The 23,708-nt window shown below is 60.8% G+C and carries 22 protein-coding genes; 8 read left to right on the forward strand and 14 right to left on the reverse strand.

Annotation, left to right across the window (positions count from 1 at the left end):
* Positions 1–377, forward strand: a 377-nt coding sequence (locus Q8O69_RS20275) for a metal-dependent hydrolase (protein WP_305594047.1), incomplete at its 5' end; no start/stop codon positions are given.
* 192 nt (positions 378–569) lie between these two features.
* Here the strand turns inward: Q8O69_RS20275 and Q8O69_RS20280 are convergent.
* Both Q8O69_RS20280 and Q8O69_RS20285 read right to left on the reverse strand, forming a co-directional pair.
* Positions 570–1,511, reverse strand: a complete 942-nt coding sequence (locus Q8O69_RS20280) for an alpha/beta fold hydrolase (protein ID WP_305594049.1) — start codon at positions 1,509–1,511, stop codon at positions 570–572.
* 79 nt (positions 1,512–1,590) lie between these two features.
* Positions 1,591–2,271: a TetR/AcrR family transcriptional regulator gene (locus Q8O69_RS20285; protein ID WP_305594051.1), complete on the reverse strand. Its 681-nt coding sequence runs from the start codon at positions 2,269–2,271 to the stop codon at positions 1,591–1,593.
* 87 nt (positions 2,272–2,358) lie between these two features.
* Between Q8O69_RS20285 and Q8O69_RS20290 the strand changes: the two genes are divergently transcribed.
* Entirely contained in the window at positions 2,359–3,225 is an 867-nt protein-coding gene (locus tag Q8O69_RS20290) for a hypothetical protein (protein ID WP_305594099.1), read from the forward strand.
* Here Q8O69_RS20290 and Q8O69_RS20295 read toward each other — a convergent pair.
* From Q8O69_RS20295 to Q8O69_RS20315, 5 genes are all read right to left on the reverse strand, one after another.
* Complete coding sequence (locus Q8O69_RS20295) at positions 3,214–5,937, reverse strand: LuxR C-terminal-related transcriptional regulator (protein ID WP_305594053.1); 2,724 nt, start codon at positions 5,935–5,937, stop codon at positions 3,214–3,216. The genes Q8O69_RS20290 and Q8O69_RS20295 overlap by 12 nt on opposite strands.
* A 277-nt stretch (positions 5,938–6,214) precedes the next feature.
* Entirely contained in the window at positions 6,215–7,582 is a 1,368-nt protein-coding gene (locus Q8O69_RS20300; protein ID WP_305594055.1) for a DUF1329 domain-containing protein, read from the reverse strand.
* 31 nt (positions 7,583–7,613) lie between these two features.
* Complete coding sequence (locus Q8O69_RS20305; protein WP_305594057.1) at positions 7,614–9,530, reverse strand: DUF1302 domain-containing protein; 1,917 nt, start codon at positions 9,528–9,530, stop codon at positions 7,614–7,616.
* Between the two features lie 72 nt (positions 9,531–9,602).
* The gene (locus tag Q8O69_RS20310; RefSeq protein WP_305594059.1) at positions 9,603–9,851 is read right to left on the reverse strand and encodes a hypothetical protein; all 249 of its coding nucleotides are present in this window, start codon (positions 9,849–9,851) and stop codon (positions 9,603–9,605) included.
* Between the two features lie 50 nt (positions 9,852–9,901).
* Complete coding sequence (locus Q8O69_RS20315) at positions 9,902–11,584, reverse strand: fatty acid--CoA ligase (protein ID WP_305594060.1); 1,683 nt, start codon at positions 11,582–11,584, stop codon at positions 9,902–9,904.
* Positions 11,585–11,767: 183 nt separating this feature from the next.
* Here Q8O69_RS20315 and Q8O69_RS20320 point away from each other — a divergent pair, with 183 nt between their 5' ends.
* Complete coding sequence (locus Q8O69_RS20320) at positions 11,768–12,943, forward strand: acetyl-CoA C-acyltransferase (RefSeq protein WP_305594061.1); 1,176 nt, start codon at positions 11,768–11,770, stop codon at positions 12,941–12,943.
* Between the two features lie 140 nt (positions 12,944–13,083).
* Here the strand turns inward: Q8O69_RS20320 and Q8O69_RS20325 are convergent, their stop codons facing one another.
* The 6 genes from Q8O69_RS20325 to Q8O69_RS20350 all read right to left on the reverse strand — a co-directional run bounded on the left by Q8O69_RS20325 (position 13,084) and on the right by Q8O69_RS20350 (position 18,545).
* Positions 13,084–13,695 carry a DUF2846 domain-containing protein gene (locus Q8O69_RS20325; RefSeq protein WP_305594062.1) on the reverse strand — a complete coding sequence of 204 codons (612 nt, stop codon included), beginning with the start codon at positions 13,693–13,695 and terminating at the stop codon, positions 13,084–13,086.
* Between the two features lie 90 nt (positions 13,696–13,785).
* Entirely contained in the window at positions 13,786–14,943 is a 1,158-nt protein-coding gene (locus Q8O69_RS20330; protein ID WP_305594063.1) for a phosphatidylserine/phosphatidylglycerophosphate/cardiolipin synthase family protein, read from the reverse strand.
* Between the two features lie 115 nt (positions 14,944–15,058).
* On the reverse strand, positions 15,059–15,397 hold the full coding sequence (locus Q8O69_RS20335) for an amidase (RefSeq protein WP_305594065.1): 339 nt from the start codon (positions 15,395–15,397) through the stop codon (positions 15,059–15,061).
* Positions 15,394–16,485, reverse strand: a complete 1,092-nt coding sequence (locus Q8O69_RS20340) for a serine hydrolase (protein ID WP_305594101.1) — start codon at positions 16,483–16,485, stop codon at positions 15,394–15,396. Before Q8O69_RS20340 ends, Q8O69_RS20335 begins: the two co-directional genes overlap by 4 nt.
* A gap of 226 nt (positions 16,486–16,711) precedes the next feature.
* The gene (locus Q8O69_RS20345) at positions 16,712–17,497 is read right to left on the reverse strand and encodes an MBL fold metallo-hydrolase (protein ID WP_305594066.1); all 786 of its coding nucleotides are present in this window, start codon (positions 17,495–17,497) and stop codon (positions 16,712–16,714) included.
* A gap of 160 nt (positions 17,498–17,657) precedes the next feature.
* Entirely contained in the window at positions 17,658–18,545 is an 888-nt protein-coding gene (locus tag Q8O69_RS20350) for an acyl-CoA dehydrogenase family protein (protein ID WP_305594068.1), read from the reverse strand.
* A gap of 148 nt (positions 18,546–18,693) precedes the next feature.
* Between Q8O69_RS20350 and olsB the strand changes: the two genes are divergently transcribed.
* Positions 18,694–19,452 carry an L-ornithine N(alpha)-acyltransferase gene (gene olsB, locus Q8O69_RS20355; protein ID WP_090249004.1) on the forward strand — a complete coding sequence of 253 codons (759 nt, stop codon included), beginning with the start codon at positions 18,694–18,696 and terminating at the stop codon, positions 19,450–19,452.
* A gap of 83 nt (positions 19,453–19,535) precedes the next feature.
* Positions 19,536–20,330 (forward strand): 1-acyl-sn-glycerol-3-phosphate acyltransferase, encoded by a 795-nt coding sequence (locus Q8O69_RS20360; protein ID WP_305594070.1) that lies wholly within the window; start codon positions 19,536–19,538, stop codon positions 20,328–20,330.
* On the opposite strand, the gene Q8O69_RS20365 is transcribed toward Q8O69_RS20360, so the two are convergent.
* Positions 20,327–20,911: an ACP phosphodiesterase gene (locus Q8O69_RS20365; RefSeq protein WP_305594072.1), complete on the reverse strand. Its 585-nt coding sequence runs from the start codon at positions 20,909–20,911 to the stop codon at positions 20,327–20,329. The two genes, Q8O69_RS20360 and Q8O69_RS20365, sit on opposite strands and share 4 nt — an antisense overlap.
* Before the next feature lie 127 nt (positions 20,912–21,038).
* Between Q8O69_RS20365 and Q8O69_RS20370 the strand changes: the two genes are divergently transcribed.
* Genes Q8O69_RS20370 through Q8O69_RS20380 form a run of 3 tightly spaced genes read left to right on the forward strand, consistent with a single transcriptional unit; the run spans position 21,039 to position 23,614 of the window.
* The gene (locus Q8O69_RS20370) at positions 21,039–21,341 is read left to right on the forward strand and encodes a helix-turn-helix transcriptional regulator (protein ID WP_275960830.1); all 303 of its coding nucleotides are present in this window, start codon (positions 21,039–21,041) and stop codon (positions 21,339–21,341) included.
* Positions 21,342–21,380: 39 nt separating this feature from the next.
* A complete protein-coding gene (locus tag Q8O69_RS20375) occupies positions 21,381–22,547 on the forward strand; it encodes an MFS transporter (RefSeq protein ID WP_305594075.1) in 1,167 nt (388 codons plus the stop codon).
* Between the two features lie 17 nt (positions 22,548–22,564).
* Positions 22,565–23,614 carry an alkene reductase gene (locus Q8O69_RS20380; RefSeq protein ID WP_305594077.1) on the forward strand — a complete coding sequence of 350 codons (1,050 nt, stop codon included), beginning with the start codon at positions 22,565–22,567 and terminating at the stop codon, positions 23,612–23,614.
* Positions 23,615–23,708 lie beyond the last annotated feature (94 nt).

Raw genomic sequence — 23,708 nt, forward strand, 5'->3', positions numbered from 1 at the left:
CCATGGTGCGCCTGTGGCGCTGGCACGCGCTGGAGGAAACCGAGCACAAGGCGGTGGCCTTCGACGTGTACAACCAGGTCTGCGGCAGCCGCAAACTGCTGCGCCGGGCGATGATCATGGGCACCTTCTTCTTCGTGCTCGACACCACTCGTGGCCTGGCGCATATGCTCAAACAGGACGGCCTGCTGTGGAACTGGCGCGTATGGCGCGACGGGATTCAGTGGATGTGGGGCAAGGAAGGCGTGTTCCGCCCGCTGATCAGCACCTACCGCGACTTCTTCAAGCCCAACTTCCACCCCTGGGAGCACAACAACCTGGAGCTGCTCTACCAGACCCGCAGCGAATTTGATGCGCCGACGCAGAGCCAGGCGGCCTGAGGCGGACACTCAGGCAAAACGACAAGGGAGCCGTATGGCTCCCTTTTTAGTGTGCGTCAGCATTTCTGTAGCCCGGATGTAATCCGGGGAAATTTCCCGTCAACCAACCCGCTCCCGGATTGCATCCGGGCTACGCCCCGCTCCTCCTGAAGCTGCGGGCCACGGCGCAACCGCAGCCCGCATATCCAAAAATCACCCCTGAAGAAAACGCAGGGTATCGGCCGCGCTTTGCTGTGGGATTTCTTCCATCGGAATATGTCCAACACCTGGGTAGGTTTTTACCTGAATCCCCGGCAGGTCACGCTGCCACAGCGGCACGTGCTTGGGCGAAATCCAGCGATCACGCTCGCCCCACAGCAGCAAGGTTGGCGCCTGAATCTGTGCGACACGTGCCGAAGTGCCATGCAACTCTTCCTTATTGACCTTGAGCAGCACGCGGAAGATATCCATCATTGCCCGGCGATTGCCCGGCCGCCGCGTCAGGTCGTTGTAGCGGTCCACCACTCCCGGTTTGATCCGCGCCGGCTCGCCGTAGACTTCCTTGATGCCCTGAGCAATCAATGCGCGCGGCATCCACAGTGGCATGGCCACGGTGGCACCGGGCAAAGCGGCAGCGGCAATCATCCACGGCACCTTGTGCATGTGATAACCGGCCGGGTCGATCAGCACCAGCTTCTCCACCCGTTGTGGCTGCGCCAGGGCAAAATTCCAGGCGATATAACCGCCCAGTGAGTTGCCGACAATCGACGCCTTGCTCACGCCCAGGTAGTCGAGCAGCAGACCGAATACCTTGATCATCCGCTCGGCGGAATACACGCCATCACGGGCCGGGCCGGTGAGGCCGAAGCCCGGCACATCGAAGCGGATCACCCGGTAATCGGCGGCAAAAGCTGGCAACCAGTCATCCCAGGTGTGCAGCGAAGCCACTACACCGTGGATCAATACCAACACCGGTTTGTCGCGACTGCCCTCATCGCGGTAGTGCAGATTGAAGCCGTCGAGTTCGATATAACGCGAGCCATTGGCGGCGTTGCCATAGCGCGCCTTGAGGCTTTCCAGCGGCAAAGCGCCGAAGCCCAGGCGGGCAAAACCAGCCGCCAGTGGCGGCATCAGCGGAAGACTGGAAGCAGACATGCAGGCACCTCTAGATTGTTGTTATGGGAAAGACGCATTCGGCCTATCAGAGCATGTCCACTTGAACCTGACGCCTAACCTAGGTTGAGCTGGGCGCAGGACACAGCGAGGCAATCAGCAGCTCGCTGAGCACGCGCTTGGCCTGTTCGATTTCCGCACGGCTGGCGGCGCGGCCGAGCAGTTCCAAGGAGGCCGCCTCCATGGCCCAGATCAGCGCACGATAGGTCAGCGGCTCGGCGGCCTGGGTCGCGCCATGCAGACGTTCGGCCAGCAACCGCGCCATCTCGGTATGCGCCCGCTGCCGGTGGGCGGCCAAAGGTGAATCGGCGCGCAGGGCTTCTTCCTGCATCAGGCGGATAATCGGCCCAACTGCCAGGTGATAGTCGAAGTAGCGCCCGACCATGCCCTGCAACCAGGCCTGTGGGCTGCCGGCGATGCTCTGCATTTCACTAAAGCGCGACAGCAGCAGGGACACCGCCGTCTGGTAGATGCCTTCGAGCACCTGCATCTTGTTCTCGAAGTATTTGTAGAAGGTGCGCCGCGACACATTGGCCGCCGCCAGCAGGTCATTCACTGTGGTGTCGGCCAGGCCCTTGCGGGCAAATACCGGAATTGCCGCCAGCTGAATATTGGTGCGCTGCAGATGGCCGATCAGCGGCCCGTCGCCGTCCTGTTCCTGCTGCTGGGCCACCGCGCCGTAACCGCCGAGGTCTTCAAATACCGCGCGAACGGCACCCAGTTCTGCCGAGGCCTGCTGCATTGCACGTTTCCCAACCAAGGCGCGGGTGACGCGAGCCGCCAAGCTGGTTACGCTGAGCCACGCCATCGCCGCAGGATTATTGTTGTGCTGACCACGCTAACACGCCGCCCTTACCTACCGCTGGCCATCCTTTTGCTGGTTCTGCTGTCGCCTGTGCAGGCTGCTGAACTGTTCTATCTCGGGCAGAAGATTCCCGATATCCACAAGCCCTGGAACAGTGCCGACTACCAACAACTGCTGGAGGCGCTGAACAAGGTCGACAGCACCCAGCTCAACGCCCTGCCCCGGCGTAGCGGCGAGTTCACCGGGCCGATCTACCAGCGCATGGTCAGTGAAGAGAATTTCCGTCCTCAGCTCAACATTTACGCCCCCCTTGAACTACGGCAGAACGAAGCCCGCGAAGCGCTGTTTCGCCTTAAGGAGCTGATGCGTCTGTATTTTGATTTTCGCGCCGTGCAACAGCCCTATGCCGCCGAGGCGCTGGGGCTGATGAGTTATTCACTGCGCCAGCAGGCGGTGCTGTTCACCCTGACCACCGAATTCTGGATGACCCTCTCGGAAAGCGAGCAAAGCAACCCGGTACGCCTGCAAGGCCTGCATGAAACCAAGGCCGCGGCGGCCATGCTCACCTCCAGCGCACTGGATTACCTGGGCCTGACCAAACAATTTGGCCGTGAAGAACTGGTGCTCTACAGCGCCGAGCTGAGCAAACAGCTGCCAGAGCTGTTTATTCATTTGAGTGGGGAGGTGCGTGAAACCCTGCTGCAACGCGTCGAGCAACTGGCGCAGCAGCATGCCTACGCAGAAGTGCAGGCGAACATGCGCGAACTGCAGCCAGTGCTGCTGAGCATTCAGCAGGATGTTCAGGAGAAGCTCGCGGCCGCCGCAGCACAACCGCGCAAGGCACCTACGCGTAGCCTCGATCTGGCTGTACCCGTTGAGTCAGCGCAATAGACCCAGGCTCTTGGCCCGCGCCACGGCCTGGGTGCGCCGTTCCACCCCAAGCTTGCTATTGATGTGCCGGGCGTGGGTTTTCACCGTGTGCAGGGAGATAAACAGGCTGTCACTGATTTCCTGGTTGGAGCAGCCTTGGGCGATTAATTGCAGCACGGACAATTCACGCGAACTCAACGCATCGACCACTCCCGCGTAATCGTCTTGGCTGACGACGTTCGCTGACTGCGGCAAGTGCTGCAACAAGGCTTCAATCAACGGGCTGGCTTCATACGCCAGCAATTGCTCACGCAACCACTCAGGCTGCCGTGTCAGCAGGCCATGGAAGGGTAATAAACCACCGCCGGCCGCTGCCTGCAGCGCACTGCGCAACTGCTGCTGTGCTTCACGCTCACGCCCGTTGTCATACAGCAATGCGGTCAGCTGCATCTGGGCAATCGCCCCGAGCAACTGCCCGCCGGCGTTCTGCGCCAGCTGACTCAGCCCGCGCAAACGCCGCTCAGCTTGCTCATCCTCACCCTGCAAACGCTCGTAAGTGGCCAGGTGCAATTGGATATGCAACGGCAGTTGCGGATGGAACTCCGGCGCGGCAGCCGCCTGCTCGCCACCATAGGCATCCAGCAGCCGGCTCAGCCAGACGCCCGCCAGCTCAGTCTGCCCCTGACGCAGCCACAGCTCACACTTGGTCAGGGTGATCATCGCCAGGTAGTAGATCGGCGGGATATCCCAGATATGCATCAGCCGTTCGGCTTCGGCCAGCTGAGCAAAGGCCTCGGGCAGGTTGCCACTGCGTCCTTCCAGGCTAGCCAGCACGCAGTAACCGATCAGCACACTGATATCGCGGCAAGCACGCGCCTCGGCAATCCCGGCCAACAGGCGCTGGCGGGCCTGTTGCGGCTGCAGGCGCAGGCTCAGCAGATAACCTTCATAGAGGGTCAGTCGACCGCGCGCTGCATACTGCCGCTGAGCCGGCAGACGGGCCAGGCGCTGCTGACCATGACGCACTTCATCGAGCGCCCGCAGCACTTCGCCGCGGGCTTGCAACACCCGTGCGCGGTCGTAATGGGCCAGCGCCTCGAACAACGGGTTACCTACGCGCTGCGCCAGCTCCAATGCTTCGCGGTTCAGCCCACGGGCACGCCACAGATCACCGTGCACAATCGCCAGGTTGGCCAGGCTAGACAGGCACATCAGGCGCTGCCCATAACGGCCCAACGGCAAGCAACTCAACGCTTCGCTGCAATAGGCCTGGGCCTTTGCACTGTCACCGCGCCCCCGCGCAATCACCCCGCTCAGGGCCAACCACTGTGCCAGCAGGCCTTCTTGCTCGTTGCGCTCACGGGCAGGCAGAAAGCGCCCCAGCTCAGCCAGCAGTTCTTCGGCAGCATCCAGTTGGCAAGCCAACGCCAGGGCCCAGCCATACAGCAGAATCAGGCGCGGCGTGCTGGTCAGCAGGCTGTCCGGCAAGTCCATTTTCCAGCGCAGTAAAGTGGCGACATTCTGCTCGGCCAGCAGTTGCTCTTCGGAGAGGTTCTGTACCAGGTTCGCGGCCACGTCCGGCTGACCGGCACGCAACGCCTGCTCAATGGCCTCATCCAACAAACCTTCGGCACTGAACCAGCGGCATGCGCGCAGATGCAGGCCAGAAGTGGGCTGCGGACGACTGCGCAGCAGGTCGGAAAACAGGTGGTGATAGCGAAACCATTTGCCCTGCTCATCCAGCGGCACCAGAAACACCTGATGGGCCTGCAGGTGGCGAAGTATCGCAGCGCTGTCATTGGCATCGCGCAGGGCATCGCACAGTTCTGCGCAGAAGCGTTCTTGGCTGGCTGTTTCATAGAGAAAAGCCTGCACGTCCGCCGGCTGGCGCTCAATTACCTCCTCCAGCAGGTAGTCGTGAATCAACCCATCGCCACCCTGCACATGCGCCGGTAGCGCAGTCGACTCCTGGGCCTCACTGACAGCCAGGGACCAAAGGCGTAACCCTGCGACCCAACCCTCACTGCGCAACAACAAGGCGGTCAGCGCGTGAGCTGACAGCTCAGCCCCCTGCAACCTCAGCAACTCAGTGCTTTCAGTGTCCGTCAGGCGCAAGTCCTGCTCATGCAGCTCCAGTAACTGACGCGACAAACGCAGCCGCGCCAAATGCCAGTCCGGGCGCTGACGGCTGGTCACCAGCATCACCAGACCAGCTGGCAGATGGCTTAGGAAAAACTGCAAACAACGGTCGAGCACAGCACCTTGAGCCAGGTGATAGTCATCCAGCACCAGCAACAGAGGCTTCTGCGGGTCAAGACAGAGCGCCAGCTCATCAAGCAGGCCGTCGAGCCATTCTTCGAAAGCAAACGGCTGATGCCGTTGCCGCAGCCGCAGCAGTCCGAGTGCTTCTTGCCCAACCCCAGGGAAAAACTGCTGAAGGCCGCTCAGCAAACGCTCCAGAAAGCGCCCAGGATCACTGTCCCGCGAACTCAAACCCAGCCACAGGCTTTGCCACTGTTCTGGCAGATGCTCGCAAAACTCAGTGGCCAATGAGCTTTTACCGAAACCAGCCGGCGCAGTAACCAGCAGCAAACGACCCACCAGACCGCCAAGCAAACGCTCACACAACCCAGGGCGTGGCACATAACTGGCCGGCAAGGGTGGGCGATAGAAATGCCCGCCGAGCCCACTAGGCGCAGCCACTAAGCCAGAAATACGGGATAGATCAGTCATCAGCCAGTTCTTGTAGTAGTCAGGCAGAGGCACTACCAATGCCCCGCAGACTAGCCGCTTGATGCCTGCATTTGAAGCCCTTGCGACCATCCAGTAGCAAACAGCAATGATTGATTATCCATTTGCTGCATGATCACTGGCGTTGCCCAGACCTAAAAAACAGCCGGAAGCCACTATTAACAGCGCCTAGCGAGAACCCAACGGGTTGCAGCCAAGGATGGTAAGCCATAAAAAAACCGGCCCAATGGGCCGGTTCCTTATGCAGCGTGAGTCAGGTTTAGCGCACGCCAGCCTGGCGCAGGGCCGCTGGGGTGTAATCGCTTTCCTTCGCAGGGTAGTCGAACTCGTACGCACTCTTCTCTTCGTTCTTCATACCCAGAGCCAGGTAACGACCAGACAGCAGGTCATACAGGGTCTCGATGCTGTACCACGGCACTTGCTTGTCGTAGTAGTACTGAGCATGGGCTTCAGCCACACGCCACAGGGTACCGCGACCGTCATAGTGGTCGATGGCAGCAGCTTGCCAGGTATCTTCGTCGAGGTAGAAGTCGCGCTTGGCATAGATATGACGCTCACCCGACTTCAAGGTTGCAGTCACATGCCATACGCGGTGCAGCTCGTAACGGGTCAGGTCCTGGTTGATATGGCCAGCCTTGATGATCTGGTCATACTTCAGCTTCGGCGAGTCCAGACGGTAGCTGTTGTAAGGAATGTAGATTTCCTTCTTACCGTTGAGCTTCCACTCGTAACGGTCAGGTGCACCGTTGTACATGTCGAAGTTGTCGGAAGTACGCAGACCGTCAGCAGCGGTACCTGGACCGTCATACGAAACCTGCGGCGCACGACGCACACGACGCTGACCAGCGTTGTACAGCCACGCCAGACGCGGCTCTTTCACCTGGTTGAGGGTTTCGTGTACCAGCAGTACGTTACCAGCCAGACGCGACGGAGCCGTTACCCGTTGCTTGAAGTAGAACAGCACGTTGCTTGGCTTGCTGGTATCGGCATCCTTCAGAGCACCACGGAAGGTGAACTCATCCTGGAAGTACACCAGGCTGTAGGAGCCGTTCGGCTGCGGAGTCGCCTGGGTAACCAGACGCTTCACGCTGCCACCACGGTAGCGGGTGATGTGGTTCCAGATAGCTTCCAGACCGTCCTTCGGAATCGGGAAGGGGTTAGCCTGCTCGAAGTTCTCCAGACCGTTACCGCCCTCGACCATCTTGGTGTTGACTGCGTTGTTCTTAGCAGCGGCCAGGATAAAGTCCGGCATAGTGGCCGTACGATGGGTAGCGAACACCGGCATTTTGTAGCTTTCCGGATAACGCTTGAACATCGCCAGCTGGCCAGGGGTCAGCTTGTCTTTGTACTGATCAACGTTTTGCGCGGTGATGGTGAACAGCGGTTGCTCACTCGGGAACGGGTCCGAGAGGAAACCAGCGGCATCGGCAGAACCGGCGCTGGCTGGCAGACCGCCAGTCCAGGCCGGGATCGAACCATCCGCATTACCCGCCATTTCCGCACCGACTGGCGTCAGCGTGGTACCCAGTTTGGCAGCTTCATCCGGCGATACCGCCGCCATCACACCGCTGGCCAACAGCGAGAGTGTCAGGGCGCCAGTTTGCAGCAGACTTTTTGTTGTTTTCATAGTCATAGTCGTCCTCAAAAATCTCGTCCGCTTAGAAGTTCACGCCGAAGCTGAGCGCAACGAAGTCGCGGTCAACACTAGTGTTGTATTTGCCACCGAAGAAATCGGTGTAAGACAAGCTGGCAGTGTAAGTATTCTGGTATTCAGCATCCAGGCCCAGGCTTACAGCCTTAGCACCTTCAGTGAACAGACCGTTCGGGCCATAGCCATCAACGTCATGCGACCAGGACACACTTGGTTTCAGGTTCACACCAGAGAAAACATCCGGATAGTCCCAGATAGCACGGGCGCGATAACCCCAGGCAGTAGAGGTTACAAAACCATCATCTTCACAGTATTTATTTGCATTAACTGTTGCTGGAGTACCAGCAAATGTTCCGTTATTGATCGTCGAACAGAAGTTGCTCGGGAGAATCCCTGGACCGAATACAGCATCACGACCATAACGAGCCTTTGACGTATCCTCCAAACCACCTACATGAACAACACCTACCTCGCCGATAAGAGTTAAACGGCTAGCTCCCATAACCTGATCAACAAAATGGGTGAAGGTAGTCTGAAACTGTGTAATTTCTTTACGGTTATAACCGTGCAATGTACTACCCGGGATCGAAGCTGCACTGCCACCAAGAAGTGAGTAGTTATTAAATGCAGCAAATGCAGGGTTCATTGCAGCGATACCACGTACGCCAGCATAGAGAACATCTGTTGAGTTCAACTGCACTGGTGCATTGGGACGATAACTAACCTCACCGGCCCATGAAGTTCCTGTAGGTAGCGTGGTAGCGAAGCTAATACCATAAAGACGAATATCCTCCGGATATTCCAGAAAATAGTTACTAGAACCAGCAACATTCGCGATTGCTACCCCTTGGCGCGCTTGAGCAGGAACAGCAGCACCACCTAATTGAGGAAATGGAGCACCACCCAATATCTGTGCAGAAGTAACATAAGTGCCTAGCCGAGCAGCATTGGCACTAAAAAACGGGGTGCGACTATGGTAGTTCATCGCATAAGCACCGAACTCGGTGTCAAGCGGCTCAAATGTGTAACGGAAGGCCAAGCCCCACTGACCGCTATCCCGCGCATCGCTGTCACCGCTGCGAGGAACGATTACACCTTCAGATGTTGCCTGATAACCAAACGCACGACCAAACGGAGCAACCGCCGGGGTCAAAACAGTGAGGTTTCTATCACAGCCATCTGCAACAGCATCGTTCTGAGCAAAGAATGTTCCACAGTTATCAACTACTGTCTGATCCCACTCAATTTGGTAGAACGCCTCCATGGAGAGGTTCTCAGTCAGACTTTGTTGCACAAAGAACATATTGACAGGAATCAGACCCTCTTTAATCTCTGCGCCTGGTCGGCGAAAGGCGGCCACGTCAACAGGGTTAATTTCGTTGATACTGTTACGAATAAAGGTACTTTCGCCCCAGCTAACAACTTGCTTGCCTAGACGGACAGAGCCCGGCTGGTCGCCAATAGCATAGTTATGATAAACAAAGGCATCGAGAATTTCGGCACCAGAAGCTTGAGCCCCCTCTTTCCGATTGCTATCACTGATATCTTTAAACAAACGACTTTCATCTTTTGTCTCGAAGTCATACCAGTATTTACCGCGTAAAAAAACACCGGTATCACCGTACTTCAACTCCAGATCGTGAATACCTTTAAAAATCTTCGAAAAGGTCTCACCTTTCTTGAAGTTCAAACGTCCATCGTCAGTGGTTTGTGAAAGGCCTTTACCGCCATTATGACCACCCACTAGATCTGGATCTGCACCACGCACCGACCAGCTTGCACCAACCGACAGGGATGAATCGAACTGACCTTCGATTTCACCGATATTGAAAGTAACGCCGAATGCAGGTGCGGCGAGGGTGGATGCGAGGCTGACGGCCAGTGGCAGTTTTGCCAGGCGCCAGGTTTGTTTTGTTTTTGTCATCGACGCTACTCCATGTGTTTTTTGTTATGGATGGTGCGGACTATAGCCAGCGGGTACTTCTGCTTGATCCCTCTAAAGTGTGATTTGCAGCCCCCAGGCACTCTGGCTCGCAGGTTTCGGCGTGTTTGGCACGGCCGGCAGAGCCAAGAATGGCTTGGAATGAGCAATTAGCAAGCCAAACGCTTGTTTGACTGACCAGTCACCAAAAACGACCTGGCTTGGCGCAAATTGAACAGCCCAGAGCGTTACGCAAACCATCCAAAGAAAATCCTGCGAAATCAGCTGAAAGCCTTTAATCATCTGGCTTTCGCGATACTGCAAGGCAAGCGCGCCAACGGGCGAGGTTTTCGCCTCACCCGTAGCACAACGCCTTAAACAGTCGACAGAAACGGGCTACCGGCAGCCTGCCACTGGACGATATCAAGGCGAATGCGTTTCTTATCCAGCTTGCCGACGCTGGTCTTGGGAACTTCGGTAACAAGGGCTATCTGCGACGGTATCGCCCACTTATTGATGCTGCCCTGATCGACAAAAGGCTTGAGGTGCTCCTTAAGGCCCTTGGCATCCAGGCTCTGGCCTTCGCGCAATACCAACAGGGCAAACGGCCGCTCGCCCCACTGCGGATCGACCACGCCAACCACCGCAACTTCCCGCACGGCCGGGTGACGGCTAATCAGGTCTTCCAGCTCCAGGGAGGAGATCCACTCGCCGCCGGTCTTGATCACATCCTTGATACGGTCGCGGATATCGATAAAGCCGAAGTCGTCGATAGTCGCCACGTCACCGGTGTGCAGCCAGCCGTGCTCCCACAGCTCTGCGCCCTTCTCCGGCTCGCGGAAGTAACCCTGGGTCAGCCACGGCGCACGCAGCACCAACTCTCCCTGGCTTTCACCATCGGCCGGTAACAGGGTGCCATCGGCGGACATGATCGCGGCTTCCACCAGCGGCACCGGCACGCCGGCCTTGATGCGGTAGGTGGTGCGTTCATCTTCGCTGCCGGCCATCAGCTCATCATTGATGTGCGCGCAGGAGATCAGCGGGCAGGTTTCCGACATGCCGTAGGCAGCGGTTAGCTGGATGCCGCGGGCCTTGGCCGCTTCATACAGCGAACGGTTAAGCGCGCTGCCGCCGATGATCATCTTCAGGCCGCCAAAGTCGTGGCCCTGAGCACCTGGGGCGGCCAGTACCATCTGCAGAATGGTCGGCACGCAGTGGGAGAAGGTCACCTTCTCCTCTTTGATCAGACGGCAAAGCATGTCCGGCTCGTAGCGGCCGGGATAGACCTGCTTGATCCCCAGCATGGTGGCCACATAAGGAATACCCCAGGCATGCACGTGGAACATTGGGGTGATCGGCATATACACATCGTTGGTACCCAGCAGACGAATGCTGTCCAGGCTGCCCAGCACGCTGGCTTCGGCCATGGTGTGCAGCACCAGCTGGCGGTGGCTGAAGTACACGCCCTTGGGGTTGCCGGTGGTGCCGGTGGTGTAGAAGGTGGTGGCGACCGAGTTCTCGTCGAAATCCGGGAAGTCGTAACGCGGGCTGGCGGCGGCCAGCAGGTTTTCGTATTCACCGACCAGGCCGCCCAGATCGGCGGTTTTCTCGGCTGCATCGGTGAGCAGAATGGTCTTCTCCACCGTGGTCAGCTGGTTTTCGATGCCCTTGTACAGCGGCACGAACTCGCTGTTGACCAGCACGAACTTATCGTCGGCATGGTTCATGGTGTAGAGAATCTGATCAGCCGATAGGCGGATGTTGATGGTGTGCAGCACCGCGCCGATCATCGGAATGGCGAACATGCACTCCAGGTAACGGTGGCTGTCCCAATCCATCACGGCCACAGTGTCACCGGCCTTGACCCCGGCTTCGCTGAGCACATTGGCCAGGCGCGCCACGCGCTCGTTGAGAGTGGCGTAGCTGTAACGCAGCTGGTCGCGGTAGACGATTTCGCGGGTTTTCTCGTAGCGGATACCGGACAGCAGCAGGCGCTTGATCAACAGCGGCGCTTGGTGTGCATTGTCGGCGGGAGCAATCAGGCGGGTCTGCAGCATGGCGGTACCTATTGTTGGCTTTTTTCAGTGCGGCCAATCTAGAGTCCCCGCAGCCTGCCCAAATCAGCCCAAAGAATGATTTTTCGCGTGACTCTTTGGGCATTTTTAGTCACGCAGTAGAATTGGCGGCTCGCATTCGATGTGCTTGGCCTGCGATCTACTACAAAAACGAGGAGTTTCCTGATGTCCGATATCGTCATCGTCAGCGGCGCACGTACGCCGATGGGTGGTTTTCAAGGCAGCCTGTCGAGCATTGCTGCGGTTGACCTAGGTGCGACCGCCATTCGCGCGGCAGTTGAACGCGCCGGTGTTGCACCTGCCGATGTGCAGGAAGTGATCATGGGCTGCGTGCTGCCTGCCGGCCTCAAACAGGGCCCGGCCCGCCAGGCGTCGCTGAACGCTGGCCTGCCCGCCGCCACTGGCTGCACCACGATCAACAAGCTCTGCGGTTCGGGCATGAAAGCGGTGATGATGGCGTTTGATTCGCTCAAGGCCGGCAGCAATAGCGTGATGATCGCCGGCGGCATGGAGAGCATGTCCAACGCGCCCTACATCATGAGCAAAGCCCGCGCGGGCCTGCGCATGGGCCACGGCGAGATCAAGGACCATATGTTCCTCGACGGCCTGGAAGATGCGCGCACCGGCCGCCTGATGGGCTCCTTTGCCCAGGAAACCGCCGACCAGTATGGCATCACCCGTGAGCAGATGGATGCCTACGCCATCGAGTCGCTGAAACGCGCTCAGGCCGCTATCGCCAGCGGTGCGCTGGATGCGGAAATCGTCCCGATCACCGTCAGTGGCCGCAAGGGTGATGTCGTGGTCAAGGATGACGAGCAGCCGCTGAACGCCAATCTGGAGAAAATCCCCGGCCTGAAGCCGGCCTTCCGCAAGGACGGCAGCATCACCGCAGCCAATGCCAGCTCGATCTCCGACGGCGCCTCGGCACTGCTGCTGATGACTGCCGAAGAAGCCGCCAAGCGTGGCCTCAAGCCGCTGGCGAAAATCGTTGCGCACGCCACCCAGAGCCAGGACCCAAGCGAGTTCACCATCGCGCCGATTGGCTCGATCAGCAATCTGCTGAAGAAAACCGGCTGGGACAAGGCCGACGTTGACCTGTACGAGATCAACGAGGCCTTCGCCATGGTCACCATGCTGGCCATCCGTGAACACGGCCTGGATCACGCCAAGGTCAACGTCTACGGCGGCGCCTGCGCCCAGGGCCATCCGGTCGGTTCTACCGGCTCGCGGATCATCCTGACCCTGATCAACGCGCTGAAAAACACCGGCGGCAAGCGTGGCATCGCTTCGCTGTGCATCGGTGGCGGCGAAGCGACAGCAGTGGCTGTGGAATTGGTCTAAGCGGGTAACACGCCCCGGAGTTCATCCGGGCTACGCGTTGCAAAAAACTCGCGGCTAAAGCCCCTCCCACAAAGACGCAGATTTCCGTGGGAGGGGCTTCAGCCGCGATGCGCAGCAAATGATGCGGGCTGCTCGCGACACTAAATCCCGATCTTGTCCAGCGACTTGCCGACCTTGCGCCAGAAGCTGCGCTGCATGCGCTCGGTTTCGCCACTGGCGGCAATCCGTTCGAAAGACTGGATTTCACGGGTGGCGCCGATTTCCGTTGCGGCCACCTCTTGGGAAACCAGTTGCAGCGGGCCATCACCCTGGCTGGGCGCCTGTTGATTGACTGGCGGCGGGTTGAGCTCGTCATAGCGCAGGTAGTAGATACCGCCGGCTTCGGCATCCAGGGTAAAGCTGCTGATCAGGGTGAAGTCCAGCGGGCCGTCGGCGAAGAAGGTCCAGTGCGTGCCAAACAGCGGCCGACGCATCTCCAGTTGATAACTGGCGATATCGAACTCCAGCACCATATAGGCATTGCTCGGCAGGCTGCCGATGCGCGCGTTATTCAGAAACAGCGCAGGCGCTTCCAGCTCCTGATCGGCCCAGTCGCTTTGCGGCCGGTAGAGATAAACCTGCGCGTGGTTGTCATCGCTGAGCACATGCTCACGGAAGGCTGCGCCTTCGGTTGCGCCAAAAAACGCCCCAGGGGTCGAGCAACCACTCAAGGCAACCACCAACAGCACCGCAAGCCAGGGCAGACCACGCATCGACAGCATCCTTATTCGAGTTATGGGCCGAGCATAGCGGTGCCTTGCCCGGCTCACACCAGACAAAAGTGCGGGCCGAAAAAGTGCGGGTCAGCGGCGACGGTCGAGCAGGTTGACCAGCAGCTGATCCAACGCGCCCCAGATGGACTGCTGCAAGCGCCGCCACCAGGGCCGCGCGCGCCAATCGGCCAGGGTAATTTCCTGACTATCGGCAAAGTCCGCCTGAAAGCTCGCCGCCACACTGGCGGTAAAGACCGGGTCGAGCGCCTCCAGGTTGGCGTCCAGGTTGAAGCGCAGGTTCCAGTGATCGAAGTTGCACGAGCCGACGCTGACCCAATCATCCACCAGCACCATCTTCAGGTGCAGAAAGCGCGGCTGGTACTCGAATATCTGCACTCCCGCCTTAAGCAGGCTGGCGTAATAGCGCTGGCCGGCAAAGCGCACCGGCGGGTGATCGGTATGCTGCCCGGCCAGCAGCAGCCGCACTTCGATGCCGCGTTTGGCCGCTTGGCGCAGGGTACGGCGTACGCGCCAGGTCGGCAGAAAATATGGCGTGGCCAGCCAAATACGCTGCTTGGCGCCACGCAGGGCGCGGACCAGCGAGAGAAGGATGTCGCGGTGCTGCGAGGCATCGGCAAAGGCCACCCGGCCCAAGCCCTGCCCCTGCGCCGGCAAGGCCGGCAGATTCTTCAGGCGCAGCGGCATACGCGGTCGCCAGGCGATCCAGGCCTGACTCGCCTGCCACTGGCGCTCGAATAACTGCTGCCAGTCGGCCACCAGCGGCCCGCTGATTTCCACCATCACTTCATGCCAACGGCTGCTGTCTTGCTCTGGCTGCCAGAATTCATCGGTCGCGCCGGTGCCGCCGACAAAGGCAAATTGCCCATCGACCAGCAGCAGCTTGCGGTGATCACGGTGAAAGTTGCGCACGCCGTGTTTCCAGCGCAGCGGGTTGTACCACTGCACCTGCACGCCGGCCGCCTGCAGCTGCTGCCGATCGGCCACCTGCAGGCCCTGCGCACCAAAGGCATCCAGCAGGCAGCGCACGGCAACGCCACGCTGGGCAGCCGCGCACAGCGACTCGAGCATGGCCTTGCCACAGGCTCCGCTTTCCACCAGATAGAGTTCCAGTTCGACCTGCTGCTGCGCGGCGTCGATGCGCGCCAGCATCTGCACAAAGAACTGCGGCCCGTCGATCAGCAACGTCAGCGTGTTACCGCGCCGCCAGGGAAAGACGTTATGCGGCATGACAGTTCACGTTGCAGTTGATTCTGCGCATTGCGTCTCACGCATGAAAAATGGAGACGCCACCATAGCCGCCCGGCAGGGCCTTGCAAACCCTGCCGGGCGAACCGTTGGTGCTTTATGACTTAGGCAGTTGCGCCGGTTCCGGTAACAGCTGGCAACCCTGACGCGGCCCGAGCCACTGCGCACTCTGGGTGCTGCCCAGACCGCGCGCGGTCACGCGCTTATTGGCTTGGTCATCGAAGAAGCCGGAGAGCGAAACATACTGGGCCACATAAGCCTCGCAGTAGTCAGCCGGGTTGTTCGCCACATAGCGGCACGAACAATATTCCTTGGCCGAGTAGGCCCCGATGATGCCTGGGAAGGCTTGCAGGTGCGCGCGGTTCTGCCAGGCCAGGGCGGCGAGCAACATCAGAATAAGCAGCAACAGGCTGCTGAATGGACGACGGCGAATCATGGCTGCACCTCCTGGGCCAACGCGGCGAGAACCAGCTTGAGGAAGTGATTGCGATCAAAGCTGCCATCGCGGTCATCGGCGTAGCGCACGATCAGCAGGTTCTCGCTGGCGATCACATACAGCCCCTGCCCCCAATGCCCAGACGCCACCAGGGTGTCCTCTGGTACATCCGGCCACGGCTTGCCTGCGCCGGCCACCGCAGCGTTCAACCACCACTGGCCGCCAGGCACCGCCTCACCAGGCTGTTCGGCCTGCGGCTGATAGTTGGCAAAGGGCGTGCGATTGAAGTCGACCCAGGCCTTGGGCAACAACTGCTGCTCACCCCAGCGGCCATCACGCTGCATCAGCAGGCCAACACGGGCCAGGTCGCGGGCGCTCATATACACATAAGAGGAGCCGACAAAAGTGCCGGCGGCATCACGTTCCCACACGGCGGTGGTAATACCGAGCGGATCGAACAATGCAGTCCAGGGGTAATCGGCGTAAGCCGCTTCGCCTACGATGTTTTTCAACGCAGCGGCGAGCACGTTGGTATCGCCACTGGAATAGCGGAAGCGCTCGCCCGGCTCGGCATCAGCGCTGTGCGCGGCGGTGAACGCCGCCATATCACTGCGGCCGCGGGTGTAGAGCATCGCCACCACCGAGGATTTCAGCGGCGCATATTCATAGTCTTCCTGCCAATCCAGGCCCGATGCCCAATTGAGCAAATGCCCGACCTTGATCTGCGGGTGTGCAGAAAACGGCGGGTAGTAATCAGCCACCGGCGCATCCAGACGGAAGAGGCCCTGACCATAGGCCACACCCATGGTGGTGGCCAACAGGCTTTTGGCCATCGACCAGGTCAGGTGTGGCGTGGCGGCAGTGGTCGGCGCGGCGTAGCGCTCGTAAACCACCTGGCCATCGCGGATCACCAACAGGGCATCGGTGCGTACACCCTTGCGGGTGGCGTCATCGCGGGCCGGGAAGGCATAGTTTTCCAGCTCGCTGAGCGCGGCGCTGGGCGCGGCCAACTGGCTGTCCCAGTCACTGCCAGGCCAGTTCTCGGCGTGCGCCGTAGCGCAGCCTAGGGCGAAGACGCACGCCAGCATCAGCCGCCGTGCGGGAAAGGGAGTGAAGGACATGGAGCCGCCTCTGCTGGGATCGAAGGCGGCACCCTAGCATGGCGCTGATGACGACAAAAAGCGCCGAACACGCCGGTTTACCCGGTGATTCGGCGCGAAAAGTCACTGTGCGAAAAGCTGTTTGAAGTCTCGCGAACGAGAGACCTGTTTTTAACGCAGCAGGGCCGACGCGCAGCAGACTTCATGTAAGTTCTTATTTCGGCAAGCGGTAATCATCAGGCCCCATCAGATCCATGCCGCACTCAAGGTTCTCGATCCAGTAGAGGAAGGCATTGATCATTTCCGCGCCGACAAAGGGCCGGCCGTGCTGCGGCACGATCATCGCCACATCCATGTCACGCACCATCGCCGCCCACAGCCGGCAGACCTTGTTGCTGGCCATATAGCGACGGTGAAAGCCGAGCATGTTCGGCACATGGTTGACGAAGTCCGTCACTGGGTGCGCGTCATCGACCATCGAGGCGCCCATGTCACCGGAAAACAGAATCTTGCTCACCGGGTCATACAACTGGAAGTTGCCCACCGAGTGGAGAAAGTGCGCGGGCACCGCCTTGAGCGTGCATTTGCCCAGGCTGAAGGACTGGCCGCGATCCGGCAGCGCGATGATCCGGTCAAAGGTGTTGATGCCACGGCTGAGTGCCAGGTAGTTGGCCGTCAGGTGCGGCAGAAAGCGCGCCCAGAGCTTGGAGCAGATCACCCGTGCACGCGTATGCAGCAGCCATTTGTCCAGCGAGGCGATGATGTCCGGGTCCTGGTGCGAGGCGAAGATATAGGTCAGGTCCTGCACCGGGATGTGCTTGGACAGCTCCAGCGACAACGGCGTGTAGGTCAAATCGCCGCCCGGATCGAGCAGCAGGTACTGCTCGTTGTCGGTGATCAGAAACTGGTTGGACTGCACGCCCTCCCCGCTGACCAGGTCATCGAACATCATGCATTGATGCTCGCCGTTATCGAACAGCACTATGGGCTCGCGTCGCATGGCAGGCTCTCTCCCGAAAGCCCGCGAGCTTACTGGCGCAGCGACCCGGCCTTACTGATCTGAATCAAGCCGGCTGACATGCGCTGGCTAAACCCGTAGCCCGGATGCAATCCGGGGCAACATGCGGCGCTGATAAGCGACCCGGATTACATCCGGGCTACTAGAAGGTTATGCCGAGCAGCGCCTGCGCCTTCTGCAGACGTTTGCTACGCGCACTGCCGGCAATCGCCAGCAGGCCTTTGTCGCGTTGCCAGAGCTGCGCCCAGTGCGCATCGCCGGCGGCAAAGGCGTTGTCCAGATCACTGCGCAGGCTGTCGAACTGAGCAAACAGCCCGGCCAGCATCAGGTGGCTATCCGCTGCACTTGGGCATTGCCGCGCCACTTCCGCGCAGCCCGCCAGCAGACCAAGCAGGCGCAATTGCAGGGCCTGCGGCCAGGCTAATTCCTGGCCCACGCCAAACAGCCAGGCGCTGAGCGCTGCCAGCACATGGGTGTCTTCCAGAGTACGGAAAGGCTTTACGTAATCATCCCAGCCATCGCCGGCCAGCCGTTCGCACTGCGCGCCCTGCAGATGCAGGCGGCCATGGCTGACATCGGGCATCAACGGCAACGCCGGCAGCGTCTCGATCTGCACACCCGGCGCACCATTGCGCACCACACCCAGGGCCAGTTGCACCGGCGCGCCGCCAGCTTCCTCACGCGCAGCCACCAAGAGCCAGTCGGCGGCCTCGGCGGCGGTGACGAAATCCTTGCGGCCATCGAGGGTCAGCGCGTTGATCCGCGTACTCATATCGGCCGGACGGGTGCTGCGATTCTCGGTGACGCACAGCGCGCCCAGGGTCCAGGGCGCGGCCGGCCAGAGTGCGCGCAACGCGCCCTGGTAACCGGCAAGAAACGCCAGCCCTGGCGTAGCTGCCAAACGCCCGCCGAGCAAAGCCAGCTGCAACGGGGCTGGGTTGCCGATGCGTTCGAGCAGGCTGGCGTACCACGCCTCCAGACCCGTGACCGGCAGACGCGTTTGCGGGCTCAACAGCTGTTGCCAGGGCATGCATTGCTCCTTGTTGGAATTATCGAAGTCACTGTCACACAAGCATCACCAAATCTTCATGGAGGTGACACCGCCGCTACCTAGCCTGAGCTTGCCCAACAAGATCGACCGGCTGCAAGGCAAAAAGCCGGCTTACGGAGATGACGGCATGACCCAGATGGCAATCACCCGCGACCGCACTACCCCAGCTCGTCGCCTGCAGGCCGAGCGCTTACACGGCGCTGCCGCCCTACGCGAAGCCCAAGCACTGCGCTTTCGCGTATTCAGCGCCGAATTCGATGCCAAGCTCAAGGGTGCCGAACTGGGCCTGGACATGGATGACTACGACATTCACTGCCAACACATTGGCGTGCGTGACCTCAACAGCGGTGAGCTGGTGGCCACCACGCGCCTGCTCGACCACCGCGCGGCCGCCAGCCTGGGGCGCTTCTACAGCGAAGAAGAATTCAGCCTGCACGGCCTGCCGCACCTCGAAGGGCCGGTGCTGGAAATCGGCCGCACCTGTGTCGACGCGGCCTACCGCAACGGTGCAACCATCGCCGTGCTTTGGGGCGAGTTGGCCGAAGTGCTTAACGAGGGCGGTTACCGCTACCTGATGGGTTGCGCCAGCATCTCCATGCAGGACGGCGGCATCCAGGCCCAGGCGATCATGCAGCGCCTGCGCGAACGCTACCTGTGCACCGAACACCTGCGCGCCGAACCGAAAACCCCGCTGCCGGCGCTGGATGTGCCGAGCAACGTGATCGCCGAAATGCCACCGCTGCTCAAGGCCTATATGCGCCTGGGCGCAAAGATCTGCGGCGAGCCGTGCTGGGACCAGGACTTCCAGGTCGCCGACGTGTTTATCCTGCTCAAGCGTGACGAGCTCTGCCCGCGCTATGCACGGCACTTCAAGGCGGCCGTCTAACAGCAGGTCGGAGTAATGTTGCACAACTCGCCGGCACTCTGTAGACAGTGCCGGCGTTTGTGTTTTTGCAGCGAGAGAGTTCGATGAAGAAAGTGCGTTTATACCTGCGCCTGGCGCGTCTGCTGGCGGTGATCAGCCTCGGCACACTGCTGGCCGGCGGTATCACCCTGTTCGAACGCCTGGTCCGGCATGACCTGATGCCAACCCGCCAACGCCTGACGCGCTGGTTTCTCGCGCGCCTGGCGGCGGCCTTGCCGTTTCGCTTGCAGGTACAGGGCGAGCTGCCGCGTCAGCCGATGCTGTGGGTCAGCAATCACGTGTCCTGGACCGATATTCCACTGCTCGGCATGCTCACCCCGCTGTCCTTTCTGTCCAAGGCCGAGGTGCGTACCTGGCCGGTGGCCGGCTGGTTGGCGCACAAGGCCGGCACCCTGTTTATCCGCCGCGGCTCAGGCGACAGCAGCCTGCTTAACCAGCAGCTCGGTCGGCATTTGCAGCGCGGGCGTAACCTGCTGATCTTTCCGGAAGGCACCACCACCGACGGCCTGGGCCTGCGCACCTTTCACGGCCGTCTGCTGAGCAGCGCCATCGATAGCGGCGTATCGGTGCAGCCGGTGGCCATCCGTTACCTACGCGATGGCAAGCCGTGCAGCGTGGCGCCGTTTATCGGTGATGACGACATGCTCTCGCACCTGCTGCGCCTGCTGAGCAGCGAGCTGAGCGAGGTGCAGATCCAGCTGCTGACTCCGATTGCCAGCAGCGAGCTGAACCGCAACGCCCTGGCCCGCGCGGCGCAACAGGCGATCAGTCAGGCGCTGTTTGGCGCAGCTGACGCAACGGAAACAGAACGGACGGAAGCAGAGAGCCAGGCGGCCTAATCGGCGAGTCCGCGCTCGCGGGCAACAAAGGCCTGCAACTCAGGATAGAACTGACGAAAATCCTCCAGCAGCGGCTGATACAGCCGCTCCAGCTCGGCCGCACCGCCCGCCAACAACCCCGGCCGCGACAGCCGCCGATCAATCCCCGCCACCACCTGCTCCAGCACGGCAAACTCGCGGTAACTACCCAGCCAATCCTGCGCCGCCATGCGCGGTGCGATCAGCGCCAGGCGCTCGGGTAAGCGCGGTTCAGCGGCCAGCACCTGATACACCCGTCCGGTAAAGCGCGGCAGTGGCTCGCTGGCGTAATCGGCCCAGTGCAGCGCCAGGCAGTGATCAAAAAACACATCCAGCAAGATGCCGCTGTAGCGCCGCCGCTCGGCAGCAAAACGCGCCCGCGCCTGCGCTTGCAGCGGGTGGCTGTCGGTGAATACATCGATGCGCCTGTGCAGGCGGATCGCCGCTTCGATATCCGCCGGCCACTGCCCGGCCAGCGGCCCTTTGACGAAATCGCCATACAGGCTGCCGAGCAGCTGTGCCGGCGCGTCGCCGCCGAGGTGTAAATGTGCGAGGTAGTTCATGGCCTCAGCTTACACATCAGCAGGCGTGATGATGACTATCGCCACGAACGATCTGTATATCGCCAGAAACCGATATAAGGTTCGCCTCATCGCGATATGGCGTTACAGCGCACAGGGGATAACCCGTATGCAACTCGACATTGATGAAGTGATCAAGGCGCTGGCCCATCCGGTGCGGCGCGACATCCTGCATTGGCTGAAAGACCCGCAGGCGTATTTCGCCGACCAGGATCACCCGCTGGAAATCGGCGTGTGCGCCGGCAAGATCGACCAGCGCACCGGGCTATCGCAATCAACAGTCTCCGCGCACCTGGCGACCCTGCAGCGCGCCGGCCTGGTGAGCAGCAAGAAGGTCGGCCAGTGGAACTTCTTCAAACGCAATGAAGAAACCATCCAGGCGTTCCTTAACCACATCAGCCAAGCGCTCTAAACCAACTCTTACATTCACCATTTTTCAGGAGCTGACGGCATGCCTGCAGCGCTTCTCGTCCTCGCTTTGTCCGCGTTTGCCATCGGCACCACGGAATTCGTCATCATGGGCCTGCTGCCGGAAGTCGCGGGCGACCTCGGTGTGTCGATTCCCGGCGCCGGCTGGCTGGTCACCGGCTACGCCCTGGGCGTGGCCATCGGCGCGCCGTTTATGGCCCTGGCCACCGCCAGCTGGCCGCGCAAAGCCTCACTGCTGACGCTGATGAGCATCTTTATCGCCGGCAACCTGTTCTGCGCCCTGGCCAGCGATTACCAGATGCTGATGCTCGCACGGGTCATCACCGCCCTCTGCCATGGCGCCTTCTTCGGCATCGGCTCGGTGGTTGCCGCCAGCCTGGTGCCGGCCAATCGCCGCGCCTCGGCCGTCGCGTTGATGTTTACCGGCCTGACCCTGGCCAACGTGCTGGGCGTACCGCTGGGCACCGCCCTCGGTCAGTACGCCGGCTGGCGCTCGACCTTCTGGGCAGTAACCCTGATTGGCGTGATTGCCCTGATCGGCCTGTGGCGCGTGCTGCCGAGCAAAACCGATGAAGCCAAGGCCGACTTCGCCAGCGAAGTGCGCGCCCTGCGCGGTGCCGGCCTGTGGCTGGCGCTGAGCACCACGGTGCTGTTTTCCGCCTCGATGTTTGCCCTGTTCACCTATATCGCGCCGCTGCTCGGCGAGGTTACTGGCGTGTCGCCCAGCGGCGTGACCTGGACCCTGCTGCTGATCGGCCTCGGCCTGACCCTCGGCAACGTAGTCGGCGGCCGCCTGGCCGACCGCAGTCTGAAGGCCACCCTGCTCGGCGTGTTCGTCGCCATGGCAGTGATCTCCACCCTGTTCAGCTGGACCAGCCAGGCACTGATCCCGGCCGAAATCACCCTATTCCTCTGGGCTACCGCAGCCTTCGCGGCGGTGCCGGCCTTGCAGGTCAACGTGGTGGCCTTTGGCAGCGGCGCACCGAACCTGGTGTCGACCCTGAATATCGGCGCTTTCAACCTCGGCAACGCCCTCGGTGCCTGGGTTGGCGGCCTGGTGATCGCCCAAGGTTTCGCCCTCACCCGTGTACCGCTGGCCGCCGCCGTACTGGCTGTACTGGCGCTGCTCGCCACCCTGCTCACCTTTAGTACCCGTAGCCCTGAACCCGAACTTGCACTCAACGAATAACCTGAGAGGACTCTCCCATGACCACGCTTTTCGACCCTATCCAGATCGGCGACCTGCAACTGGCCAACCGCATCATCATGGCTCCGCTGACCCGCTGCCGCGCCGATGAAGGCCGCGTGCCCAACGCGCTGATGGCCGAGTATTACGTGCAGCGCGCCAGCGCCGGCTTGATTATCAGCGAAGCCACCGCCGTAACCCCGATGGGCGTCGGCTACCCGGACACCCCAGGTATCTGGTCGGCTGACCAGGTCCGCGGCTGGAGCAATGTGACCAAGGCCGTACACGCTGCTGGCGGCAAGATCGTTCTGCAACTGTGGCACGTTGGGCGTATCTCCGACCCGATCTACCTGAACGGCCAACTGCCGGTCGCACCGAGCGCCATCCAGCCCGCGGGCCACGTCAGCCTGGTGCGCCCGATGAAGGACTTCGTCACCCCGCGCGCCCTGGAAACCGAGGAAGTCGCCGATATCGTCGAGGCCTATCGCCTGGGCGCGGAAAACGCCAAGGCCGCTGGTTTTGACGGTGTGGAAATCCACGGCGCGAACGGCTACCTGCTCGACCAGTTCCTGCAGAGCAGCACCAACCAGCGCACTGACCGCTACGGCGGCAACCTGGAAAATCGCGCGCGCCTGCTGCTGGAAGTCACCGATGCGGCGATCGAAGTCTGGGGCGCAGGCCGCGTAGGTGTGCACCTGGCACCGCGCGCCGACAGCCATGACATGGGCGACGCCAACCGCGCCGAGACCTTCACCTATGTCGCTCGCGAGCTGGGCAAACGCGGCATCGCCTTTATCTGCGCCCGTGAGAAGGAAGCTGACGACAGCCTGTCGCCAAGCCTGAAACAAGCCTTCGGCGGCGTGTTTATCGCCAACGAGCGCTTCACCAAGGATCAAGCCAATGCCTGGCTGGCTGAAGGCAAAGCCGATGCGGTGGCCTTCGGCATTCCGTTTATCGCCAACCCGGACCTGCCGGCGCGCCTGGCGCAGGATGCCGAGCTGAACACCCCGCACCCGGAAACCTTCTACGGCAAAGGCCCGGTCGGCTACCTCGACTACCCGACGCTGTAAGCCTGAGGCTGCCGCTCTGTCGTAGGAGGGGCTGGGCGGCATTCCGCTTTAGCCGCGATAGCGTTATCGAACGTTCGCCGCTAAAGCGCCTCCC

The organism is Pseudomonas sp. (assembly GCF_030690725.1).
Lineage (GTDB): Bacteria > Pseudomonadota > Gammaproteobacteria > Pseudomonadales > Pseudomonadaceae > Aquipseudomonas.

What these genes read in the sequence shown, in the direction of transcription:
- Q8O69_RS20280 (WP_305594049.1), bottom strand. Translation starts at nt 1,511, where the DNA reads ATGTCTGCTTCCAGTCTTCCGCTGATGCCGCCACTGGCGGCTGGTTTT.
- Q8O69_RS20285 (WP_305594051.1), bottom strand. Translation starts at nt 2,271, where the DNA reads ATGCAGCAGGCCTCGGCAGAACTGGGTGCCGTTCGCGCGGTATTTGAA.
- Q8O69_RS20295 (WP_305594053.1), bottom strand. Translation starts at nt 5,937, where the DNA reads ATGACTGATCTATCCCGTATTTCTGGCTTAGTGGCTGCGCCTAGTGGG.
- Q8O69_RS20300 (WP_305594055.1), bottom strand. Translation starts at nt 7,582, where the DNA reads ATGAAAACAACAAAAAGTCTGCTGCAAACTGGCGCCCTGACACTCTCG.
- Q8O69_RS20305 (WP_305594057.1), bottom strand. Translation starts at nt 9,530, where the DNA reads ATGACAAAAACAAAACAAACCTGGCGCCTGGCAAAACTGCCACTGGCC.
- Q8O69_RS20315 (WP_305594060.1), bottom strand. Translation starts at nt 11,584, where the DNA reads ATGCTGCAGACCCGCCTGATTGCTCCCGCCGACAATGCACACCAAGCG.
- Q8O69_RS20320 (WP_305594061.1), top strand. Translation starts at nt 11,768, where the DNA reads ATGTCCGATATCGTCATCGTCAGCGGCGCACGTACGCCGATGGGTGGT.
- Q8O69_RS20325 (WP_305594062.1), bottom strand. Translation starts at nt 13,695, where the DNA reads ATGCGTGGTCTGCCCTGGCTTGCGGTGCTGTTGGTGGTTGCCTTGAGT.
- Q8O69_RS20330 (WP_305594063.1), bottom strand. Translation starts at nt 14,943, where the DNA reads ATGCCGCATAACGTCTTTCCCTGGCGGCGCGGTAACACGCTGACGTTG.
- Q8O69_RS20335 (WP_305594065.1), bottom strand. Translation starts at nt 15,397, where the DNA reads ATGATTCGCCGTCGTCCATTCAGCAGCCTGTTGCTGCTTATTCTGATG.
- Q8O69_RS20340 (WP_305594101.1), bottom strand. Translation starts at nt 16,485, where the DNA reads ATGCTGGCGTGCGTCTTCGCCCTAGGCTGCGCTACGGCGCACGCCGAG.
- Q8O69_RS20345 (WP_305594066.1), bottom strand. Translation starts at nt 17,497, where the DNA reads ATGCGACGCGAGCCCATAGTGCTGTTCGATAACGGCGAGCATCAATGC.
- Q8O69_RS20350 (WP_305594068.1), bottom strand. Translation starts at nt 18,545, where the DNA reads ATGCCCTGGCAACAGCTGTTGAGCCCGCAAACGCGTCTGCCGGTCACG.
- olsB (WP_090249004.1), top strand. Translation starts at nt 18,694, where the DNA reads ATGACCCAGATGGCAATCACCCGCGACCGCACTACCCCAGCTCGTCGC.
- Q8O69_RS20360 (WP_305594070.1), top strand. Translation starts at nt 19,536, where the DNA reads ATGAAGAAAGTGCGTTTATACCTGCGCCTGGCGCGTCTGCTGGCGGTG.
- Q8O69_RS20365 (WP_305594072.1), bottom strand. Translation starts at nt 20,911, where the DNA reads ATGAACTACCTCGCACATTTACACCTCGGCGGCGACGCGCCGGCACAG.
- Q8O69_RS20370 (WP_275960830.1), top strand. Translation starts at nt 21,039, where the DNA reads ATGCAACTCGACATTGATGAAGTGATCAAGGCGCTGGCCCATCCGGTG.
- Q8O69_RS20375 (WP_305594075.1), top strand. Translation starts at nt 21,381, where the DNA reads ATGCCTGCAGCGCTTCTCGTCCTCGCTTTGTCCGCGTTTGCCATCGGC.
- Q8O69_RS20380 (WP_305594077.1), top strand. Translation starts at nt 22,565, where the DNA reads ATGACCACGCTTTTCGACCCTATCCAGATCGGCGACCTGCAACTGGCC.